Origin of the sequence: Colwellia sp. TT2012, assembly GCF_001440345.1 — a bacterium.
In the GTDB taxonomy this organism is placed as follows: domain Bacteria; phylum Pseudomonadota; class Gammaproteobacteria; order Enterobacterales; family Alteromonadaceae; genus Colwellia.
In genome coordinates this window covers 770,464-788,439 of record NZ_LJYX01000017.1, presented here as the reverse complement: position 1 = coordinate 788,439, position 17,976 = coordinate 770,464, and the positions used below count along the sequence as shown (strand labels likewise).

General features: G+C 38.7%; 17 protein-coding genes. 12 read left to right on the top strand and 5 right to left on the bottom strand.

The window, feature by feature from the left end:
• The first annotated feature begins 185 nt into the window (after positions 1-185).
• From adhP to ASU03_RS13075, 7 genes are all read left to right on the top strand, one after another.
• Positions 186-1,196 (top strand): alcohol dehydrogenase AdhP, encoded by a 1,011-nt coding sequence (adhP, locus tag ASU03_RS13105; protein WP_057832201.1) that lies wholly within the window; start codon positions 186-188, stop codon positions 1,194-1,196.
• Positions 1,197-1,543: 347 nt separating this feature from the next.
• The gene (locus ASU03_RS13100; RefSeq protein ID WP_057832200.1) at positions 1,544-2,113 is read left to right on the top strand and encodes an RNA polymerase sigma factor; all 570 of its coding nucleotides are present in this window, start codon (positions 1,544-1,546) and stop codon (positions 2,111-2,113) included.
• Positions 2,106-2,804, top strand: coding sequence for a hypothetical protein (locus tag ASU03_RS13095; RefSeq protein WP_057832199.1), 699 nt, complete (start codon positions 2,106-2,108; stop codon positions 2,802-2,804). Before ASU03_RS13100 ends, ASU03_RS13095 begins: the two co-directional genes overlap by 8 nt.
• 66 nt (positions 2,805-2,870) lie before the next feature.
• Positions 2,871-3,884, top strand: a complete 1,014-nt coding sequence (locus ASU03_RS13090) for a hypothetical protein (RefSeq protein WP_231731578.1) — start codon at positions 2,871-2,873, stop codon at positions 3,882-3,884.
• Between the two features lie 240 nt (positions 3,885-4,124).
• Positions 4,125-4,538 (top strand): LexA family protein, encoded by a 414-nt coding sequence (locus tag ASU03_RS13085; RefSeq protein ID WP_057832198.1) that lies wholly within the window; start codon positions 4,125-4,127, stop codon positions 4,536-4,538.
• The gene (locus tag ASU03_RS13080; RefSeq protein WP_057832197.1) at positions 4,526-5,782 is read left to right on the top strand and encodes a Y-family DNA polymerase; all 1,257 of its coding nucleotides are present in this window, start codon (positions 4,526-4,528) and stop codon (positions 5,780-5,782) included. The genes ASU03_RS13085 and ASU03_RS13080 overlap by 13 nt, the downstream gene beginning before the upstream one ends.
• Positions 5,783-5,939: 157 nt before the next feature.
• A complete protein-coding gene (locus ASU03_RS13075; RefSeq protein ID WP_057832196.1) occupies positions 5,940-6,413 on the top strand; it encodes an FKBP-type peptidyl-prolyl cis-trans isomerase in 474 nt (157 codons plus the stop codon).
• A gap of 368 nt (positions 6,414-6,781) precedes the next feature.
• Here the strand turns inward: ASU03_RS13075 and cydB are convergent, their stop codons facing one another.
• The 4 genes from cydB to ASU03_RS13055 all read right to left on the bottom strand — a co-directional run bounded on the left by cydB (position 6,782) and on the right by ASU03_RS13055 (position 10,679).
• Positions 6,782-7,780: a cytochrome d ubiquinol oxidase subunit II gene (gene cydB / locus ASU03_RS13070; protein WP_057832195.1), complete on the bottom strand. Its 999-nt coding sequence runs from the start codon at positions 7,778-7,780 to the stop codon at positions 6,782-6,784.
• A gap of 2 nt (positions 7,781-7,782) precedes the next feature.
• Positions 7,783-9,150, bottom strand: coding sequence for a cytochrome ubiquinol oxidase subunit I (locus ASU03_RS13065; RefSeq protein ID WP_057832194.1), 1,368 nt, complete (start codon positions 9,148-9,150; stop codon positions 7,783-7,785).
• A gap of 111 nt (positions 9,151-9,261) precedes the next feature.
• Complete coding sequence (locus tag ASU03_RS13060; protein ID WP_057832278.1) at positions 9,262-9,807, bottom strand: GbsR/MarR family transcriptional regulator; 546 nt, start codon at positions 9,805-9,807, stop codon at positions 9,262-9,264.
• A 314-nt stretch (positions 9,808-10,121) separates the two neighbouring features.
• Positions 10,122-10,679: a phosphoribosyltransferase gene (locus ASU03_RS13055; RefSeq protein WP_057832193.1), complete on the bottom strand. Its 558-nt coding sequence runs from the start codon at positions 10,677-10,679 to the stop codon at positions 10,122-10,124.
• 438 nt (positions 10,680-11,117) lie between these two features.
• Between ASU03_RS13055 and zntR the strand changes: the two genes are divergently transcribed.
• From zntR to ASU03_RS13030, 4 genes are all read left to right on the top strand, one after another.
• Positions 11,118-11,537 (top strand): Zn(2+)-responsive transcriptional regulator, encoded by a 420-nt coding sequence (gene zntR, locus ASU03_RS13045; protein WP_057832191.1) that lies wholly within the window; start codon positions 11,118-11,120, stop codon positions 11,535-11,537.
• Entirely contained in the window at positions 11,518-12,798 is a 1,281-nt protein-coding gene (locus ASU03_RS13040) for an SO_0444 family Cu/Zn efflux transporter (RefSeq protein WP_057832190.1), read from the top strand. Before zntR ends, ASU03_RS13040 begins: the two co-directional genes overlap by 20 nt.
• Positions 12,799-13,521: 723 nt before the next feature.
• On the top strand, positions 13,522-14,220 hold the full coding sequence (locus tag ASU03_RS13035) for a FlgO family outer membrane protein (protein ID WP_057832189.1): 699 nt from the start codon (positions 13,522-13,524) through the stop codon (positions 14,218-14,220).
• Positions 14,221-14,229: 9 nt separating this feature from the next.
• Entirely contained in the window at positions 14,230-14,922 is a 693-nt protein-coding gene (locus ASU03_RS13030; RefSeq protein WP_057832188.1) for a FlgO family outer membrane protein, read from the top strand.
• 541 nt (positions 14,923-15,463) lie between these two features.
• On the opposite strand, the gene ASU03_RS13025 is transcribed toward ASU03_RS13030, so the two are convergent.
• On the bottom strand, positions 15,464-16,105 hold the full coding sequence (locus ASU03_RS13025; RefSeq protein WP_057832187.1) for a FlgO family outer membrane protein: 642 nt from the start codon (positions 16,103-16,105) through the stop codon (positions 15,464-15,466).
• 1,196 nt (positions 16,106-17,301) lie between these two features.
• On the opposite strand from ASU03_RS13025, the gene ASU03_RS13015 reads away from it, so the two are divergent.
• Positions 17,302-17,871, top strand: coding sequence for a hypothetical protein (locus ASU03_RS13015; RefSeq protein WP_057832185.1), 570 nt, complete (start codon positions 17,302-17,304; stop codon positions 17,869-17,871).
• Positions 17,872-17,976: the final 105 nt, after the last annotated feature.

Here is a 17,976-nt window from a genome sequence, read left to right as displayed (position 1 = left end):
ATAGTCACCTAGTTGTTAGTATGATTTTTATGCTTATTTATTGATCTGTATCGTCTCTTTATCACGCCCTAGTTATACAATGAGCTGTTTGTCATTCGTCGATAATCATTTCGGCGTTCTCTACTTTAGCAATAACTATTTCAGTAACAACTATTGCAGTAACAATAATGTGAAGGGGTTCTATTATGAAAGCAGCCGTTATTCATCAATTTAAAGGTAAACTTGAAATTCAACAGCTCGATAAGCCAATAATATCTAGCCAAGAAGTTTTAGTTAAAATTCATGCCTGCGGTGTTTGCCATACCGACTTGCACGCCTGTCACGGTGATTGGCCGGTTAAACCTAAAATGCCACTTATTCCGGGTCATGAAGGTGTTGGTGAAATCGTTGAAATTGGTGAGCAAGTTAAACATTTCAAACTGGGTGACCGTGTTGGTATTCCATGGCTTTACAGTGCCTGTGGCTATTGTGATTACTGCTTAACCGGTAATGAAAATTTATGTTTATCACAGCAAAACTGCGGTTACTCGGTTGATGGTAGTTATGCCGAATATTGTAAGGCCCATGGTGATTATGTGGTGAAAATTCCTGATGGTATTGATTATGTTGCTGCGGCCCCCTTATTTTGTGCAGGCGTTACTACCTATAAAGCACTGAAAGTCTCCACCGCAAAACCAGGTGAGTGGGTCGCTATTTTTGGTATCGGTGGTTTAGGGCATTTAGCGGTTCAGTATGCTGTTGCCATGGGCTTAAATGTTATTGCCATTGATACGGGCACTGATAAGCTGAAACTGGCTAAAGAACTGGGAGCCAGCATTTGTTTAGACTTTAAAAGTGATGATGTTGTTGCGCGCGTACTTGAGGAAACCGGTGGTGTGCACGCCAGTATTTGTACCGCCGTTAGTAAAAGTGCCTTTGAACAGAGCTATAAAGTCATTCGCCGAGGGGGTAAATGTGTGTTAGTAGGCTTACCGGCAGAAGATATGCCGCTGCCTATTTTTGATACGGTATTAAATGGCGTGAGTGTTATCGGCTCTATTGTTGGTACCCGTAAAGATTTAGTTGAGTGTTTAGACTTTGCCGCGAGAGGTAAAGTTAAAGCCATTACCATTGAGAAAAAACTAGAAGATATCAATGAGATTTTTGACGATATGATTAATGGGGATATTACTGGCCGTGTGGTGATGACGTTTTAGCTTTCTTTGGCAATACTTATTAGCGCTAACAGGCTTAATTTTATCTGTTTGTTCAAAGCCCTTTACTGTGGATAACGGTTAAGGGTTTTTTTATGTGCGTAGTTGTAGCCCTGTATTTAGGGGACGTTTGTTCTGCCTGTCCACCCACTTAATCAAAACAATTACTGTAAACGTAATAGCTAAAGATTAATTACCGCTAAAATAAATAAACTTTTTCCAAACTATTTTGCTTACCCGCGCTACTTTATAGTTGCATACCAGTAATAATGACGCTTATGTAGCGATAGCATAACAAATTTTTTTTAAGTAATTGTTTTTTAAGTAATAGACTAATAATAGGAGCCTTTGTGTTTGAAAGAAGCGATGAAAAGCTCATAGCGCAAGCGCTAAAAGGCAAAAAGTCAGCCTGGCTAACACTGGTAAAACGTTATGAGAAACCACTCTATAACTACGCTTTACGTATGGTGAATAATCCGGCTGATGCCATGGACTTAATGCAAGATATCTTTATGGCATTATTTCGGAATTTATCCAAGTTTCGAGGTGAATGTCCCTTTAAGAGTTGGCTGTTTAAGATTGCTCATTATCGTTGTCTTGAGTTTTATCGACGTAAACGGCCGATGCAATCACTTGATGATGTACCAGAGCAAGAAGATGAACAATCGTTATGCCTAGAAAAAGACTTATTTTTAAAACAGCAAAGTAGCACGCTATTACAAGCGATGCAGCATTTACCGGTCAAGCAAAAACTGGTAGTGGAGTTAAAGTTTTTCCAGCAGTGTACTTTTGAAGATATTAGTCAGCAACTTGGCATCTCAACCAATACCGCCAAGTCACAATTATATAGCGCACTCGATAAATTAAAACTGCAGTTAGCAGATGATCCAATTAGCAAGGTAGAGGTGGAGTATGTCTGAGCCAAAATCAGTTAATGCTCAAATGAGTGATGATGATAGAGCATTATTTAGCGAAAATATTGCCCAGCAAGCAAGCACTGAAATAGAGCAAGAGGTGCCAAACTGGCATAGAGCCCAAGCATTTGAACAACATTTTCAGTTTGATAAAACCAGTCAGAGTAAAGCCATTAACTGGGGGATGTGGTTTGGTGTGCCCGCATTATCTATGGCGTGTTCGGCATTTGCTATTACTGTGGTGATGACTTTTATGCCAGGTGAGAAAGTGGAACAACAGGCGTTTGCTCAACAAGCACTTTCTCATCAAGTAACCGCCTTCATTGCTCAACAAGTGCAACAGAAATGGGCAAGTACCAGTAATGCTGATATCGAAGCCATAGTGAATCTTAAATTACGCGAGTTTGCTGCCGAGCAACAAGTCATTTTAGCTAATTATCGTGCTGATATTAGCATCCAGCAGCAGAGCAATAACCTTGCTTTAGCAAGTTATGTTATTGGCGCATCGAGAAAAGAACGTAAAGAAGATATGAGTGATTTTATTCACTTTATTAATGCCCAGCGAGAAGATGAACAGTTAACTCATAAAATTAAATTTCAGCAACTGGAACGGGAAATCGGTTTTCAAAAACTTGGCTTTGAGCACAGTGTCAACACACAGAATAACTCAATAAAAGCTATTAACTACCAAGGCTAAGTTATTAAAAAGATAATTATTAGTAAATTAAGAAAAGACCAGAACTATCCATAGAGGGGAAAACTTATGATGAAATTAACAAGCTTAATAGTAAAAGTAAAAACGCGAGGCTCAGTGGTTAATGCCAAAGTTAAAACTAGAACTGGCACTAAAATAGCAGCAAAGCTTGCCCTGCTCAGTTCCGCATTTTTATTAGTCTTTAGCGCTCATAGCGTGCAAGGCGCAGAAAAAAACTATGACATTTTGCATAAACAATTAAATATCATGAATGACATCATGATGTCATCGGCAAAATCGCCGCAAAATTCACATCAGTCCTTAATTCGCTCAATCGAGAGTGTTTATTTGCAAGGCCAAGGCGCTATTTTTACCATCAATTCGGCTCATGGTGGTTCTTCCCATCGTCAGTTTTTTCAAAGGGTAGCGCCGCTAGCACCACTAGCGCCAAAAGCACCATTAGTTTCTGTTGCCTCTATCAGTGCTACTGACAGAGTGGTTATTGACAATGAAGACTTTGTCATTGACTTTGACGATCATGAAGATGAATTTGAACGAGTGATGGAAATTTTTGAGCTACAGCGAGAAGGGGCTAGAGAGCTTCGTAGTGAGGAGCGTGAGATTGCCTATGCAATGCGTGATATCGCTCGTCAGCGCAAAGATATTGAATACCAGCTACACCGCGCGGAAAAAATCGTACAAGTTGAGCTAACCGCTGAGCTTAATAAACTTAAAGTAGCGCGGGTTGTTTTGGATAGCAATAAAAAACAACTTGAACAAAAGGTCAGTCAATTAAACTCGCAGAGAAAACAGCAACAGCTTGCACAAAGCAAAGCAAGATCTGCACATTTCAGCGCACTTAATAACACTTTGGTGGAAACATTATGTTTATATGGTAATGGCTTAAGAGCAGTACCAAGCACTGAATATGTCAGCTTAATCATTAAAGACGCGGGTAGTAAGCAGGGTCGCGGCTACAAAGATCAAATCTTAGTCTTTAATAAAAAAGACATTAACGCTTGTGCCAACAGTAAGCTGACCGCTAAAAAGCTATTAGCCAAAGCAGAGCAGTATCAGTTCTAGTTTCGTTAGCTAAACGTTAAGGCAACTAAGTTTAGCTTCATCTAGCTAGACTTAGTTAAGTTACTGTGAATGTTTTCAGCCATAAATAGCGTAATGAATATTCGCTACTTATGGCTTTTTATATAGCATAAATTAGTGAGTGAGGATTTAATTCATAACAAGACTTTCTAAAATGGTGATAAGATAATATACTGTTTAAATGTACAGTACTTGTGTTGATGCTATGAAAAGTTGTCTGTTATGAAAGTTATTCCTATCTATATTGAAGCTGGTATTTCTGGCTTTGAATCGCCCGCTGCCGAATATAAAGAGTTAGGTCTAAGCTTAGATCAACTTATTATTCGCCATCCCAATGCGACTTTTATTGGTCAAGCCATAGGTCATTCTATGCAAGGCATAGGTATTTTTGAGGGTGATATACTTATTGTTGATAGGTCGCTTACCGCCAAAAATGGTGATGTCATTGTGGCAAACTATAATGGTTGTTTTGTCTGTAAAATTTTGGATAAGCCACAAGCACGGTTATTGTCTGCTTCTCAGCAATTTGCTCCGGTAAATATTAAACCCGAAGACACCTTCCAGCTAGAAGGCGTCGTTACTCAGTCTATTCGTCTGCACCATCCAGTCCCCGATTTACTTGCATGTTTGCACTAGTTGATGCGGTCTCATTTTACGCCAGTGCTGAGAAAGTCTTTGATCCCAGTATTCGTAATAGACCTGTGGTGGTACTAACCAATAACGATGGCTGTATTTGTGCGGTTTGTCCTATTGCTAGAAGGTTAGGTATTCCAAAATTTAAGCCTTACTTTCAAGTGAAGTGGTTATTAGACAAGCATGATGTGGTGGTTCGCTCTTCAAATTACGAACTCTATGCGGATTTGAGTGAAAAAATGATGGCGGTTATTGCTCGTTACTGTGATAAACAATATATTTATTCTATTGATGAATCATTTTTAGTTTTTAATCATTATCAAAATATTATTAGTGATTGGCATGCCTATGGCCATGAGATAAGGCGCGCTATATGGAAGGAAATACGCTTACCTGTGGGTGTTGGTTTTGGCTCCACTACTACCTTAGCTAAAGCGGCTAATCATGCGGCAAAAAAATTAACCGGCTTTAACGGCGTCGCGGTTATTGATAGCCCAAGTAGTGCTAAGGCCGTGCTCACCCGCATGGCTGTTAATGAGGTCTGGGGCGTGGGCCGACGCATTGCAAAAAAGTTAACAGCGCGGGGCATTAATAATGCCTACCAGTTAGCGCAGCAAAACCCTAAAGCTATGCGTAAAGAGTTTAGCGTTATGATTGAGCGAACCGTGAATGAACTCAATGGCATTACCTGCTTATCTTGGGATGAGGTTAAGCCGGCTAAGCAAGAGATCTTTTCAACGAGAAGTTTTGGTCAACGCATTATGGATATTCATGCATTGCACGCCGCATTAACCAGTCATGGCGCTATTGTTGCTAAAAAATTGCGACAACAAGATAGCTTAGTTAAGAAGCTGATAATATTTGCTTCGAGCTCACCTCATGATGACAACTATTATAAGCAGGCCATTAGTTACCGCTTCAACCAAGCAACAGATAATAATTGCGACATAGCTGCCGCAATAACGTGTGCGCTGAGTGATATTTTTGTGCTCGGTGTGCGTTTTTATCGCTGCGGTGTCGGTGCGATTGAATTACAAAGTCGTGTTTTTCAACAAGCGGATTTATTTTTACCCGCGCAAACAAAGCCAGCTTTGATGGCATGCCTTGATAAAATAAATAAGCGTTATGGTCAAGGTACCTTAAAAGTTGCGGCGCAAGGGCAAAGTGATAGCTGGCAGATGAAACGGAATTTTTTGAGCCCACAATACACCACCTGCTGGCGAGATATTCCTAAAATTCAGTGTTAATTTAAAGTGAAATAGTTGGTGTTCATGTATTGCTTTTAATCAATAACAGGAAAAATAAGCTATTGATGAAGGCTTAAAAGCTTTGCGCTGGCAAGTTAGCAAGGAATTAAGTAGTATGCCTTTTTTCAAGTAAGCAAATTTTTAAGGGTGTTATTGAATGAGTAAATTTATATTACTAGCCGTTGTTATTGGATTATTTGTCTTTTTCATTATGCGGCAAAGTAGTAATAAAGCAGCGGCCGAAATTAATATAAAATTAGGCAGTGAGTTTTTAGTGGCTAATAAAAGTGAGGCAGGGGTAATTACAACCGCTTCTGGCTTACAATATCAAGTGCTAACTCAAGGTAGTGGTACTGAGCACCCAAGTGCCTCGTCGAAAGTTAAAGTGCATTATCATGGAACTTTACTTGATGGCAGTGTCTTTGATAGTTCAGTCGATCGAGGCCAGTCAATTAGTTTTGGTTTAAATCAAGTAATTAAAGGCTGGACTGAAGGTGTGCAGTTGATGGTTGTCGGCGATAAAACGCGTTTTTATATTCCGTCAAATTTAGGCTACGGTAACAAGCCGTCTGGTAAAATAGGCCCAGGAGCATTATTGATTTTTGATATTGAGTTGCTAGCGATAAACTAATACCAGTTGTTATAACAAACAGCCAAGATCAAAGCCCATTTAGTATGACTAAATGGGCTTTTTTACTCGCTAATGATAGAAAACCTCGGCTAAATAATACCAAGTCCATTAAGTTAGTTCCCACTCAGAACTTACCAGCGGTTTGAGAATAAATAGAATTTTTTTGCATATAGTCACTCTATATGAAAGAAATTCTGTGCGGTTACCGAATCGGTGGAAAGCTCCCGAAGGGCGAGTTTAAAAGGCTTACATGCTGCGTTATTGATTTTGATAAGGGGGTAACTATTATCTACAATCAATGCCTTGCCTCTAAGACTTTTAATTCTCGCTGAGTGGGAATAAACTTATTGGAATTGGTATAAGCTTCGTTAATGGTAGCGCAACTCTTGTACTTTACCCCAAAACACCCGATAGGAGAAAATGGTATAGCTGATGATCACGGGAACTACTATGATTACTCCCCACAATATAAAGCTTAACGATTCCGGTGCTGCGGCTGTTTGCCAAATGGTCAATTTACCCGGCACTATGTAGGGAAAGAAGCTAAAGGCTAAACCGAAAAAGCACAAAGAAAAAATAGCGACCGCGGCAACAAAAGGTCGCCAGCAACCTTTATCATTTATCGCAGGTAAGTGTTTTAATTGCCTTTGGCTATAAGCAAATAAGGCAAAGCACAATACCGGTAAAGGCAATATATATAAGGTGGTCGGCCAAGCAAACCATTTAGCATAAACATCAGGGTTAATTAAGGGGTTTACCACCGAAACAGCCACTACGCCGATAAAGCAAACAACCCCGGTCTTTTTAGCCCAAGCTACCGCTTGTACTTGTAAGGCTCCTTCTGTTTTCATGATCAGCCAACATGCACCTATATAAGCATATGCTGCCGCAACACCTAGCGCACTGAGTAAACTAAAGGCATATGCCGCTAGTGAGTCTTCAAAGCCCATAACATACATGCCCAGCATATAACCTTGGCTCATGGCTGCGAGCAATGAGCCTATTTTAAATACCTTATTCCAGGTAGGTTTGTGGCTAAATGCGGCTTTGGTTCTAAAATCAAAAGCCACCCCGCGTAATACCAAGCTAATTAATAATACCGCGGTAGGTAAATAAAGCTCTTTAAAAATGTGGCTATGGGCCGCCGGAAAAGCAATTAACAACAAACCAATGGCTAAGACCAGCCAGGTTTCATTAGCATCCCAAAAAGGCCCAATAGAGGCAATCATGGTATCACTATCATCTGGCTGACTAAGAGGCAGTAATATGCCAACACCTAAATCATAACCATCTAAAATGGCGTACAACAATATTGAAAAGCCCATCAGCGCAACAAATATTACTGCCAGTGAATCTACTTCAAACATAATTATTCTCCTTTATTTGCTGTGGTAGGACGAATCACAGGTTTTACTTTTTCATCTTCGGTGATCTCTTCAATTTCAACAGCACGGTTTGCCATCGTAAATAAGGTGTGTAAGTAAGCGACCATTAACACCACATATAAAGTGAGATACATAGCCAGTGATAAGCCAACATTAGCCGGTGCTATAGTCGTTGCGGCATCTTTAACCGTTAAAATGCCGGTAACTAACCAAGGTTGTCGTCCTATTTCAGTCACATACCAGCCTGCTAATGTCGCTAACCAGCCAGAGAAACTCATGGCAACCAATACTTTTAACAGCCATGGCGGCAAAACATTATTACGCATGAGTTGTATTCGGCTGACCCAGGAGATAATGAGCATTAACATGCCAACACCCATCATAATTCGAAAAGCAAAAAATACTGGCGCTACGGGTGGGTGATTGCCTTCAAATTCGTTTAAACCCTTTATTTCACCTTCAAGATCATGGGTTAAAATTAAGCTGGCCAGTTTGGGTATAGCTATTTCAAAGTGGTTCTTTTTTTGCTGTTCATCAGGTATGGCGAACAGTAATAACGGCGCACCTTTTTGGGTCTGCCAAATTCCTTCCATAGCAGCAATTTTTTGTGGCTGATGTTCAAGGGTATTTAAGCCATGCAGATCACCCATAAATATTTGTAGTGGTGTTAAAAACATTGCCACAGTTAAGGCTATTTTTAGTGTCAGTTTAGGCGCTTTTTTATCATCGCCCTTAAGTAATCGATAAGCACTTATACCAGCGATTAAAAAGGCGGCGGTTAAGCCTGAGGCAATAAGCATATGGGTTAAACGATAGGGAAATGACGGGTTGAAAATAATCGCTAACCAATCGACCGGAAAAGCAACACCATCTCGCATTTCATGGCCTTGGGGTGTATGCATCCAAGAGTTAAGGGCTATAATCCAAAAGGCCGATAAGGTAGTGCCTATGGCAACAATTAAGGTGGATAAAGTATGCACTCTAGCTGACACTCTTCTTATACCAAAGAGCATAATACCGAGAAAACCGGCTTCGAGGAAAAAGGCGGTTAATATTTCATAGCCCAATAAGGGGCCGGCAATATTACCGACGGTTTCCATATATTTAGGCCAGTTAGTACCAAACTGAAATGACATGGTAATGCCAGTAACGACACCAATGGCAAAAGTGATAGCGAATATTTTTACCCAAAATCGATAGGCACGCATCCAAACTGGCTCGCCCGTTTGATCAAAGCGTAATTTGAAAAAAAACAAAAACCAACTTAGCGCTATGGTGATCGTGGGGAAAAGAATATGAAAACTTATATTAGCGGCAAACTGAATGCGTGACAGCATTAACGTTTCAATCATAATGGACTCCGTTAGCCGACGACTTACACGGCAGTAAAATAGCGGGCTGTAAATTGAGAATGTTCAGTATTTTTTACAAAAAAAAGTAAAAAAAAACGATTAAGCTCGCACTTAACCGTTGTTAATTAATTTATCTTTAAGGCTGATGATTTTACTTACCCCAGCGCCTAGTTTCATTAGTGTATTTAGCTGCTCTGGGCTCAGGCGTTGCAGTTCACTAGCCCAATGGGTGACAGTTTCTAGTAAGTCATGAATTTCATGCATCTGCTTTTGAGCATACTCTTCTTGTTGATTCGTCGGCTCAGTTAATAAGTTATCGCGCAATAGTGACAGGGTTGGGTCTATTTCGCGTTTACGGCGTTCTTCAAAGACCCGAATTGCCATTTCCCAAATAGAGCCTGCAGGTGAGTAATACTCTTTTCTGTCTTTAGGTTTATGTTGAACCTGCACTAAACGCCAGGATTGCAGCTCCTTAATACCCATGCTGACATTGCCACGAGAGATATTAAGTGCCTCAGATATTTGTATAGCACTTAAAGGCTCTTGATAAATAATCAATAAGCCATACATTTGACCGACAGTGCGATTAAAGCCCCATCGGCTGCCCATTTCGCCACAATGCATAACAAAAGATTCTATTTTTGACGGTAGTATCATAGGTTCGTTCTGAAGTTTCAGTAATTTCTGAAAGTTTAAACCTATATTGATATAGATCAAGGATTAACTGGCTTTATTTTGTACTGGTTATTCCTAGCAAGGAATAAATACATTGACATGGAAATAAAATATCAATCTAAGGTACTGTTAAGTAGGTTAATTAGTGATTTAATTCTTACTGGCGGGTAAGTGCTAACCTGTAGTGGAGTACTGCCGGGGCTTTTAAAAAGAACACTATAATATAGCTCAGGCAAAAAAAAGCATGTCTTGATGACATGCTTTTCATAGCGGTTTAACGCTTAACTAAACAAAAGCTAGACTAATAAATCGTGAATATTGACGAGATCTTTTTTACCATTGATGATCTCATCAGGGGTTAAGCCCGATAATTCATGGGGGAACACTAACCATTCATCAGAGGTATGAAGAAAGTAATCCGGAGCAAAATCTACTTTTGAATTTTGCGGCTTATACCAAGGACAAGCAACACGAACATCTTGTGGCATATTATTGCGCATATTTTTCTTAAGCTGCTTGATAAGTGCATCTATGCTTCGACCAGAATCAAAGACATCATCTACAATGAGCAAACCATCGCTGGCGTTAGCATTTTCTATAATGTAATGCAGGCCGTGCACTTTAATTTCTTTACTTTGTTTATTGATACCATAATAAGACGAAGTACGAACGGCAATGTGATCAGTTTCCACGCCTTTAAAGTCGAAATATTCTTGCACAGCGATACCAATAGGTGCACCACCACGCCAGATACCGACGATAAATTGTGGACGAAAGCCATCTTCAAATACTTTGGCTGCTACACGAAACGAATCTTCTAATAATTCTTGTGCGGTAATAAAACGTTTTTCCATTGCCGAGGAAACCTTTATTGAAAAAATAATAAGCGCTTATTATAACCTGACTATGGCAAATAGTGTACCGCTAGCAAGATTAAAAATGTGACAAAAGTGCAGGAACTAAATTTTCCCTTAGTAAATAAGCATAAAAAAGGCCTTTGTTTTTTACGAAGGGGCAGAGCCGAACACAAACAATTAAATAACTTTACCGCTGATCTTGATGGCAGAGTATTACGCAGTTCGTTGTTTTATGAGTTTACGTGGTTAAAAGTCCACTCGCTTAACATTGTCGGTCCATTTTTTACCGGTAAAGGCGGAAAATTCAACGGCTACAAGATGATAAAATAGTTAAATAGTTCAAATAGTCGTTTGACATTGGAGTTAACTCCAAGCTTTATAATGTAATATATTCATTAAGGGTGGACTTTTACATAATTAAGTAAGGGATAATATATGTATAGAATAGGTGAGCTGGCGCAAAAACTATCGGTATCGACAGATACCTTAAGGTATTATGAAAAACATCAATTATTAGCCGCGACCAGTCGTGCAGATAATGGTTACCGTTTATATAATGAAGAAGCACTGAGGATTATGCAGTTTATCATCCGAGCTAAAGCTGTTGGTTTTAGTTTAAAAGAAATCAGTGGTTTACTCTCTATTAAAATTGATAAAGCCAGTCATAGCTGTGCTGAAGTCAAATCATTTGCCGAGCAAAAACTTAGCCAAGTAAATAATAAAATAGCCGAGCTGGCATGTTTTAAAGGCTCACTGGAATTATTAGTTGCGGCTTGTTGTGGTGGCGAAGAAGAAGCAACCCACTGTTCAATTTTATCTGCACTGGAGAATGTCGATGCAATTATTAGTAAGTAATTTTTGGCAGTTGTTTGTCCTGTCGGCTCCTTGGTTAATGTTAGGTTTATTGATCGCGGGCTTAATTAATGTTTATCTACCAAAGGATTTCCTCATTAAACACCTAGGCAGTGAGGGTCTGCTTACCACGATAAAAGCCGCGCTGATTGGCGCACCTATGCCACTTTGTTCATGTGGCGTTATTCCAGCTGCTTTAGCACTGAGGCGTTCGGGCGCTTCCAAAAGTGCCACCACGGCATTTCTCGTTTCTACCCCAGAAACAGGCATAGACTCTATCTCGGTATCTTATGTGTTACTGGGCCCATTTATGGCCATTATCAGGCCTATTGCTGCGATAACAAGTGCAATTGTTGCGGGGGTTCTGGTTGGTCGTGATAGCAAAGACGAATTAGTTCAGCATGAAGCTAAAAATAATAATAAAACAGAAACTAAAGCTGAAAATAATGATAGCTCTTGTTGTGCGGATAAAGACGCAAAGCCTGACGTTACCATAGCTGCGACTAGTGAGCAAGCAAGTTGCTGCGCTAAACCAACAGTGGCAACTAAAACCTCATGCTGTGCATCTGAGACTAAGTTAGCTAAACCAACAGCATTACCACAAGAGTCGCAGCTTGCGCTTCAACAAGGGGTCAGCAAAGCATCGGCAGACACTTGTTGCAGTACCAAAGGGGACGAGCATGATTCTGCTCAAGGGTCTGTTTTTAATAAGTTGAAGCAAGCCTTAGCCTTTAGTTGTACCAAGCTGTTAAATGACACGGCAAAATGGTTGTTAATTGGTTTAGCATTCGCCGCTCTGGTGCAAACTTATATTCCGCTAAGCTTTTTTAGCCAATGGGGTAGCGGTCTATTAGCCATGATTGTAGTGATTTTAATTTCTATCCCTATGTATGTCTGTGCTACCGCATCAACACCTATTGCCGCCGGTTTATTATTGTCGGGTGTTTCACCCGGAGCCGTGTTGGTCTTTATGCTCGCAGGTCCCGCGACAAATATCGCTACCCTTGGCGTGGTAGCAAGTGAGTTGGGTAAGCGCGCGGTGGCCTCTTATTTAACGGGCGTTATTGGTGTCGCTATTGCTTTTGGTTTTTTAACCGATATGTTAGTGGAGCATTTCGACATTAAAGTGGCACCTATGTTAGGAGAGCACCATGAAGTGTTACCCAATTGGTTATCACAATCATTCGCCTTGATTTTGGTGTTACTGCTGGTGAGGTTGTTGGTGTTAAAGTTTGTCCCTAAGAGGCAAGAATTAAAAAGTTAACCAGCAGGGTTACGCGGGAGGCGAATTCAGCATGAATTCGGGTGATAAGTGATGGGAATAAACCGTTCTAATACTATTTTTACCGAGCAGGCAGCTCGGTCAAATTTACGTATTTTATCGTGCTGTAAGTAATAACTGAACTGAACTCAAGCTAAGTTCAGTCAGGATAGTCAACATATTGACGTAAGCTAATCACTTGCAGAAAAACTCACTTTATACGATAACGACATATGCAACGGAACAAACAATATAGTTAGTAATTATGTTTTATTTTAATTAGTGATATCGAGGCATAATTCCTTAAACAAATAGCACCTTAGAAGCAGTCTTCAAGCGTTAGATAAACATTACCTAGAAGCTGCTTAGGGGGGCAATATAGTGCAAGCTAGCGGCAATGGAGTGGCTATTAGTCTAAGGTCTGCACAGTATAAAAATTAACCTGTGGGCTATGGTTTTTATACCGTGCAGGTCATACGTATACAAGCTTTAACCTTAACACCTAGAAAATAAAATTATCTAGGTGTATCGACAAGGAGCTAAAGCCCTACTAGCCATGGGAATTATTTGATAATAATAAAATTGATGTTCATACCCGTCGACACTGATTAATAAGCAGAGTGACTCTGTTTAGCGGCAACCTATTAACTTTGGCTTATTATGTGCATATAAATAATTAATCTATTACGTTCAAGTAAAACACTTTTTATAAGCAGTGAATATACAATGAATAGTTCCGTTAAAAACTCAATGAGAGTTATTGTTTTTTTTATAAGTGCAATACTTGCTACAGGTTGTTTAAGCCTTGATGACTCAATACATTTATGTGCTGATGATAACGGTGAATTTCATCAATGTACTGATATTGAACTTATCGCAAGCACCACAGTAAAAAAATCGCCCGACTTTCAATCAGAGCGGAGTTTTCAAACCCTCAATGATACACAGATCCATCAAAACGTGACTCATTTAGCCAATAACTTATTTTCAAGTGCGAAAAACATCAAGTTATCTCAATCTGTTGCTATAGGTACTTTTTTGCCAATAAGCTTAAACAAGAATCCTAACTTAGCTGTACAGCATTATATTGGTCTGCAAATTCAAGAGAGTTTTATCACGCTTGCCACACAGGCAGGGTTGAATGTAATTGAGTTTAAAACAGCTTCAGCAATTGAAATAACATCAGATGCAGATATTATGCTCTCCAGAGATACAAATAATCTTACAGCTAGCATTCAAGCAGAGTATTTCCTAACGGGGACTTATTCAGAGCATGATAATAAATTAGTTGTTAATGCACGTATTATCGAATTTGCAACACAAAAAATTATTGCCGCAGCAACAGGTTATATTCCTATGCCCTCGCGGAACGACAAACAAACAATTACAATGAAAAATAAAATGCTTTACCGAAAAGCGCTTTAAGGTGAACTTATGAAATATACATTACCCATACTCATTATTGCCTCTTCCTTAGCAGGTTGTTCAATGGTTTATGATGATTTACCAGTTCAAGAAGACGTAACTGTAACTGTAACAGAAATAGTGAATATTAACTCACAAGGTAACTTTCGCTTTCAAGGGAACTCAATGAGTAAAAAACAACCAGTCGATGCTTTTGACAGTAAAGCCCTATCAAATAATATCAATTTTTATATGCGCGGTTTAATACAAGATTTGATCAGTAATCTGCAATACGTGAATAAAACAACACCTGTTGCGGTCACTAGCTTTGCACTTTTAGACAGTGATTTACAGCAAACAAACTTACTGGGCAACCAAATAGCAGAAAGCTTGATCCATGAACTTCATAAGGCTGGCTTCCTGGTGCTTGACTTTAAAGTGACTGACTCCTTGCGTATCACTCAAGAGGGTGATTTTATCTCAAGTCGTGATTTTAATGACTTAACGGCTACCATTCCTATTAGATATATTGTCACAGGTAACTTAGTAAAACATCAAGGTGGCTATTTAGTGAATGCTCGTGTGGTGGGTCTTACATCCAAAGTAGTAGTGGCTTCCGCACAAAGTTTTATCCCTGCCCATGTCGCTAAAGCGATATTAAGTAGCAAGCCGATTAGCTCTTCTGAACAAGCACCAAGTCGAGTGCCTTTAGTTCAAGGTTGATTGCATTATCAGGTGCTACTTTACACAAAACAACCATAGTATAAATACGGTTGTTTAAAAAACGCGGACTGAAAGTCCAACATTCGGCTAAAGCCGATTACTCAATTTCAAAGTTATCACTTGCTCTACGTTCAAAGCGGTACTCTAAATATTCTTTGATTACCTATTTCGCTTATTCTCCTGCGGTTACATAAAAGTAAACTCTAGTCTAGGAGCGTTGCCCTCAATATCGTTTCTTCAATTGAGGGAATTCTAAAAACAACTTTGTCGTTATCCGTCCTTTGATTCGTCATATTATTTCTGATAAAGAGAAACTTGGCAGAACTGAACGAGTATGTGAACATTAGCCTGACTAAACCTAGTAATATTTCCATTTCTAAATGCTTAACCTACACCGCCAGTTAAAACTCATACGGGGATGGTTGGTTTAATCTCACTAAATTATTATCAAGAAAAAAATTAATACAATAACAAATGGAAAAACTGATCAATAGACAGATCTAAAGATGGGGTTTTAACATTAGGCACGGACTAATAAAAATCATCTTGGGTCTGACGTCACTAAAATAAAGTTAGGAAGCATTTTTTTTGCACTAGAAATCACGCGTTTATCTTTAACACTTACAATTCTTGCATTTACAATCGTACCCTTATTCGTTTTTAATAACGTGCCGATTAATACATATTCATAATGAATATCACCAATAAAAAGGTCTTGCTCTCTTGATAATGAAAAGTCGCCCATAGGAGTAATCTCAATATAATCCCTTATTTTTATATCAGCAAGAATAAAACCTAATTTATGCATTTCTGTATACAATAATTCAGAAAGTTGATTACCTAACTCATTTCGTTTCTGTAATGTTGAGTCAAAAGGAACGAACGATGTTAGGGCAATAGCTCCTTTAGGAGGGGCTTTTTGAAGATTGTTTTTTAAATTCATTGCAAGCTGTTCTACGTAATCTGGCAACAACGCATGGTCGAATGATAATGGCTGAGGTAAACCTGTTTCTTTTTTGTCCATATAATGGCCTTCACCTCTTTTTTGATTATCAGCATCACATCTTTGATAAATACCATTATCCCCAATACATACCCGAGAACTATTATCAAAAAATGTTGAAGAACACCCCGTTAAAGTCAAAATTAACATTGTACTTTTCAGTGCATTAAGAGGTTTCATATTTATACTCCTTTTAAAAAATGGTTATCCATCAACAAAACAATCTGAACTTACCAGAGTTGTCACGTCATTAAGCTAGGTTACATTTACAGCTACCTACATATATCTAATATATGCCAGATATATGCCAGATATATGCCAAACACCTTAAATAGCTAAAATAACTACGCCCCCCTTATTGTCACAATAAAATCGCATATATTCAAATGGTTAGGTATTATCCTTTGGCTGGTAAGTGAACGTTTGTCCATTATAGGGTTCATTTTTTAAGGTGAAACTATCCAATTAGCGCAACCTGTGTCAATAAGTCGTGGGTTGCCAATAACCTATTTCACTTAATGCTGACCTAATGATTTTGTATAGCCAAACTGTTTTAGCAAAAGTATTCCATATACGATTCAAAAAAATACATTTAAATGCGTTAAGTGACGTAAGCAAAGGACTGTACCAGCGGGTATTCCTTTCGATAAGACCAGCCCCTCTAAAAAGTTGCTTTGCTGTTGTTTGCTGTTGTTTGGTATTTAAAAAGTTAGAAAAATGGCTCAATGTACTTGATAGGTACGCTTATTTGGGCTTGGCAGATAGCAAACTGCTTGAACAATACGTCATCGACTTGCTCATAGTGAATAATAAAACCTTAATTTAATGAAATAAAGCCTCGGCCAATTAAAATATTAATACCTAATCACCCAGCAACTTGCCACCCAGCAACTTGCCGCCGTGGCAAACAAATTCCGCTTGTTACCAACAACACTATATAAAAACCAAACATCAACAAACTGTAACGCCACAAAAAAAAATAAAGCATTGATAGTAAAGTAAAAAAAATGAATAAAATAAAAACAAATGATGTTGGTATCAAAAATGCTTAGAGCATAGGTGATTATTTAATTAAGTGGATCTTAAATCCCCCTTTAATTAAATAGAAACTTTTATTAACTTAAAAAATATAAGTAGTATTTTAACAAATGATTTTTGTGAAATAATATTTAAAGTTTTATTTATTTAAGTCGATATACAAAATAGCGGTGGTTTATTTACGCATGAACAAGCGAAAAATAAAATGATTAGAAAAATTAAATTAAATTTTTTCTAAAGTTTTCAAATAACGAACCGATATAACTTTTAAGCCAGCAATGATTGATAATTGTATCAAGAATGCAAAAGCGTTTAATAAACCAAGTTGAGGAATTACCATGATAAATAATTTTACTAAAAAAGCCGGTCTAGCTACCGCCATCGCTCTAGCTTTAGGTGCATCAACGGTTAGTGCAACAATATTCAATGCAAGTGCAAGTTTTCGTACCATTGCTGATGTAACTATTACAGAAGTTGCTGCCCTTTCATTTGGTACGGCAGTTACTGGTAAGGCGGGCACTGATTGTTCACTGGTTGCGGTCATTACGCCTGCCACCCCAGCATCAAATGTTGATGCAAATAATACCACTACAGGTACTGGTTGTAGCAGTACAGATGCGGTAGTCGCAGAGTATACTATTGGAGGTGCCAATGGCGCGACTGTGACTATATTAATGGCCACAGCCACTGATACAGACTTTACATTCGCACCAGCTGGTGATTATAGTGACCAATTAGCTGCAGGTGATACTATTACCACTTATTTTGCTGATGCTCCTTTTAATGTAACGCTTGACCCCGCAGCTGGTACAGGCATGTTAGCTGTTGGTGGTACTTTGACTATAATTAATGACCTTAACCCATCACAAAGTTATGCCGTGGCATATGATATATCTATTATTTATTAATAGATAAATAGATATTGAAAACAACTTCCCTTAAATTAAAGGGAAGTTGTTTTTATCATTAACAATTAATATATTTACCTATTATTTTTTATAAAAGTCATACTC

What these genes read in the sequence shown, in the direction of transcription:
- ASU03_RS13080 (WP_057832197.1), top strand. Translation starts at nt 4,526, where the DNA reads ATGTTTGCACTAGTTGATGCGGTCTCATTTTACGCCAGTGCTGAGAAA.
- ASU03_RS13065 (WP_057832194.1), bottom strand. Translation starts at nt 9,150, where the DNA reads ATGATTGAAACGTTAATGCTGTCACGCATTCAGTTTGCCGCTAATATA.
- zntR (WP_057832191.1), top strand. Translation starts at nt 11,118, where the DNA reads ATGTATAGAATAGGTGAGCTGGCGCAAAAACTATCGGTATCGACAGAT.
- cydB (WP_057832195.1), bottom strand. Translation starts at nt 7,780, where the DNA reads ATGTTTGAAGTAGATTCACTGGCAGTAATATTTGTTGCGCTGATGGGC.
- ASU03_RS13030 (WP_057832188.1), top strand. Translation starts at nt 14,230, where the DNA reads ATGAAATATACATTACCCATACTCATTATTGCCTCTTCCTTAGCAGGT.
- ASU03_RS13075 (WP_057832196.1), top strand. Translation starts at nt 5,940, where the DNA reads ATGAGTAAATTTATATTACTAGCCGTTGTTATTGGATTATTTGTCTTT.
- ASU03_RS13060 (WP_057832278.1), bottom strand. Translation starts at nt 9,807, where the DNA reads ATGATACTACCGTCAAAAATAGAATCTTTTGTTATGCATTGTGGCGAA.
- adhP (WP_057832201.1), top strand. Translation starts at nt 186, where the DNA reads ATGAAAGCAGCCGTTATTCATCAATTTAAAGGTAAACTTGAAATTCAA.
- ASU03_RS13035 (WP_057832189.1), top strand. Translation starts at nt 13,522, where the DNA reads ATGAATAGTTCCGTTAAAAACTCAATGAGAGTTATTGTTTTTTTTATA.
- ASU03_RS13025 (WP_057832187.1), bottom strand. Translation starts at nt 16,105, where the DNA reads ATGAAACCTCTTAATGCACTGAAAAGTACAATGTTAATTTTGACTTTA.
- ASU03_RS13090 (WP_231731578.1), top strand. Translation starts at nt 2,871, where the DNA reads ATGATGAAATTAACAAGCTTAATAGTAAAAGTAAAAACGCGAGGCTCA.
- ASU03_RS13040 (WP_057832190.1), top strand. Translation starts at nt 11,518, where the DNA reads ATGCAATTATTAGTAAGTAATTTTTGGCAGTTGTTTGTCCTGTCGGCT.
- ASU03_RS13095 (WP_057832199.1), top strand. Translation starts at nt 2,106, where the DNA reads ATGTCTGAGCCAAAATCAGTTAATGCTCAAATGAGTGATGATGATAGA.
- ASU03_RS13085 (WP_057832198.1), top strand. Translation starts at nt 4,125, where the DNA reads ATGAAAGTTATTCCTATCTATATTGAAGCTGGTATTTCTGGCTTTGAA.
- ASU03_RS13015 (WP_057832185.1), top strand. Translation starts at nt 17,302, where the DNA reads ATGATAAATAATTTTACTAAAAAAGCCGGTCTAGCTACCGCCATCGCT.
- ASU03_RS13055 (WP_057832193.1), bottom strand. Translation starts at nt 10,679, where the DNA reads ATGGAAAAACGTTTTATTACCGCACAAGAATTATTAGAAGATTCGTTT.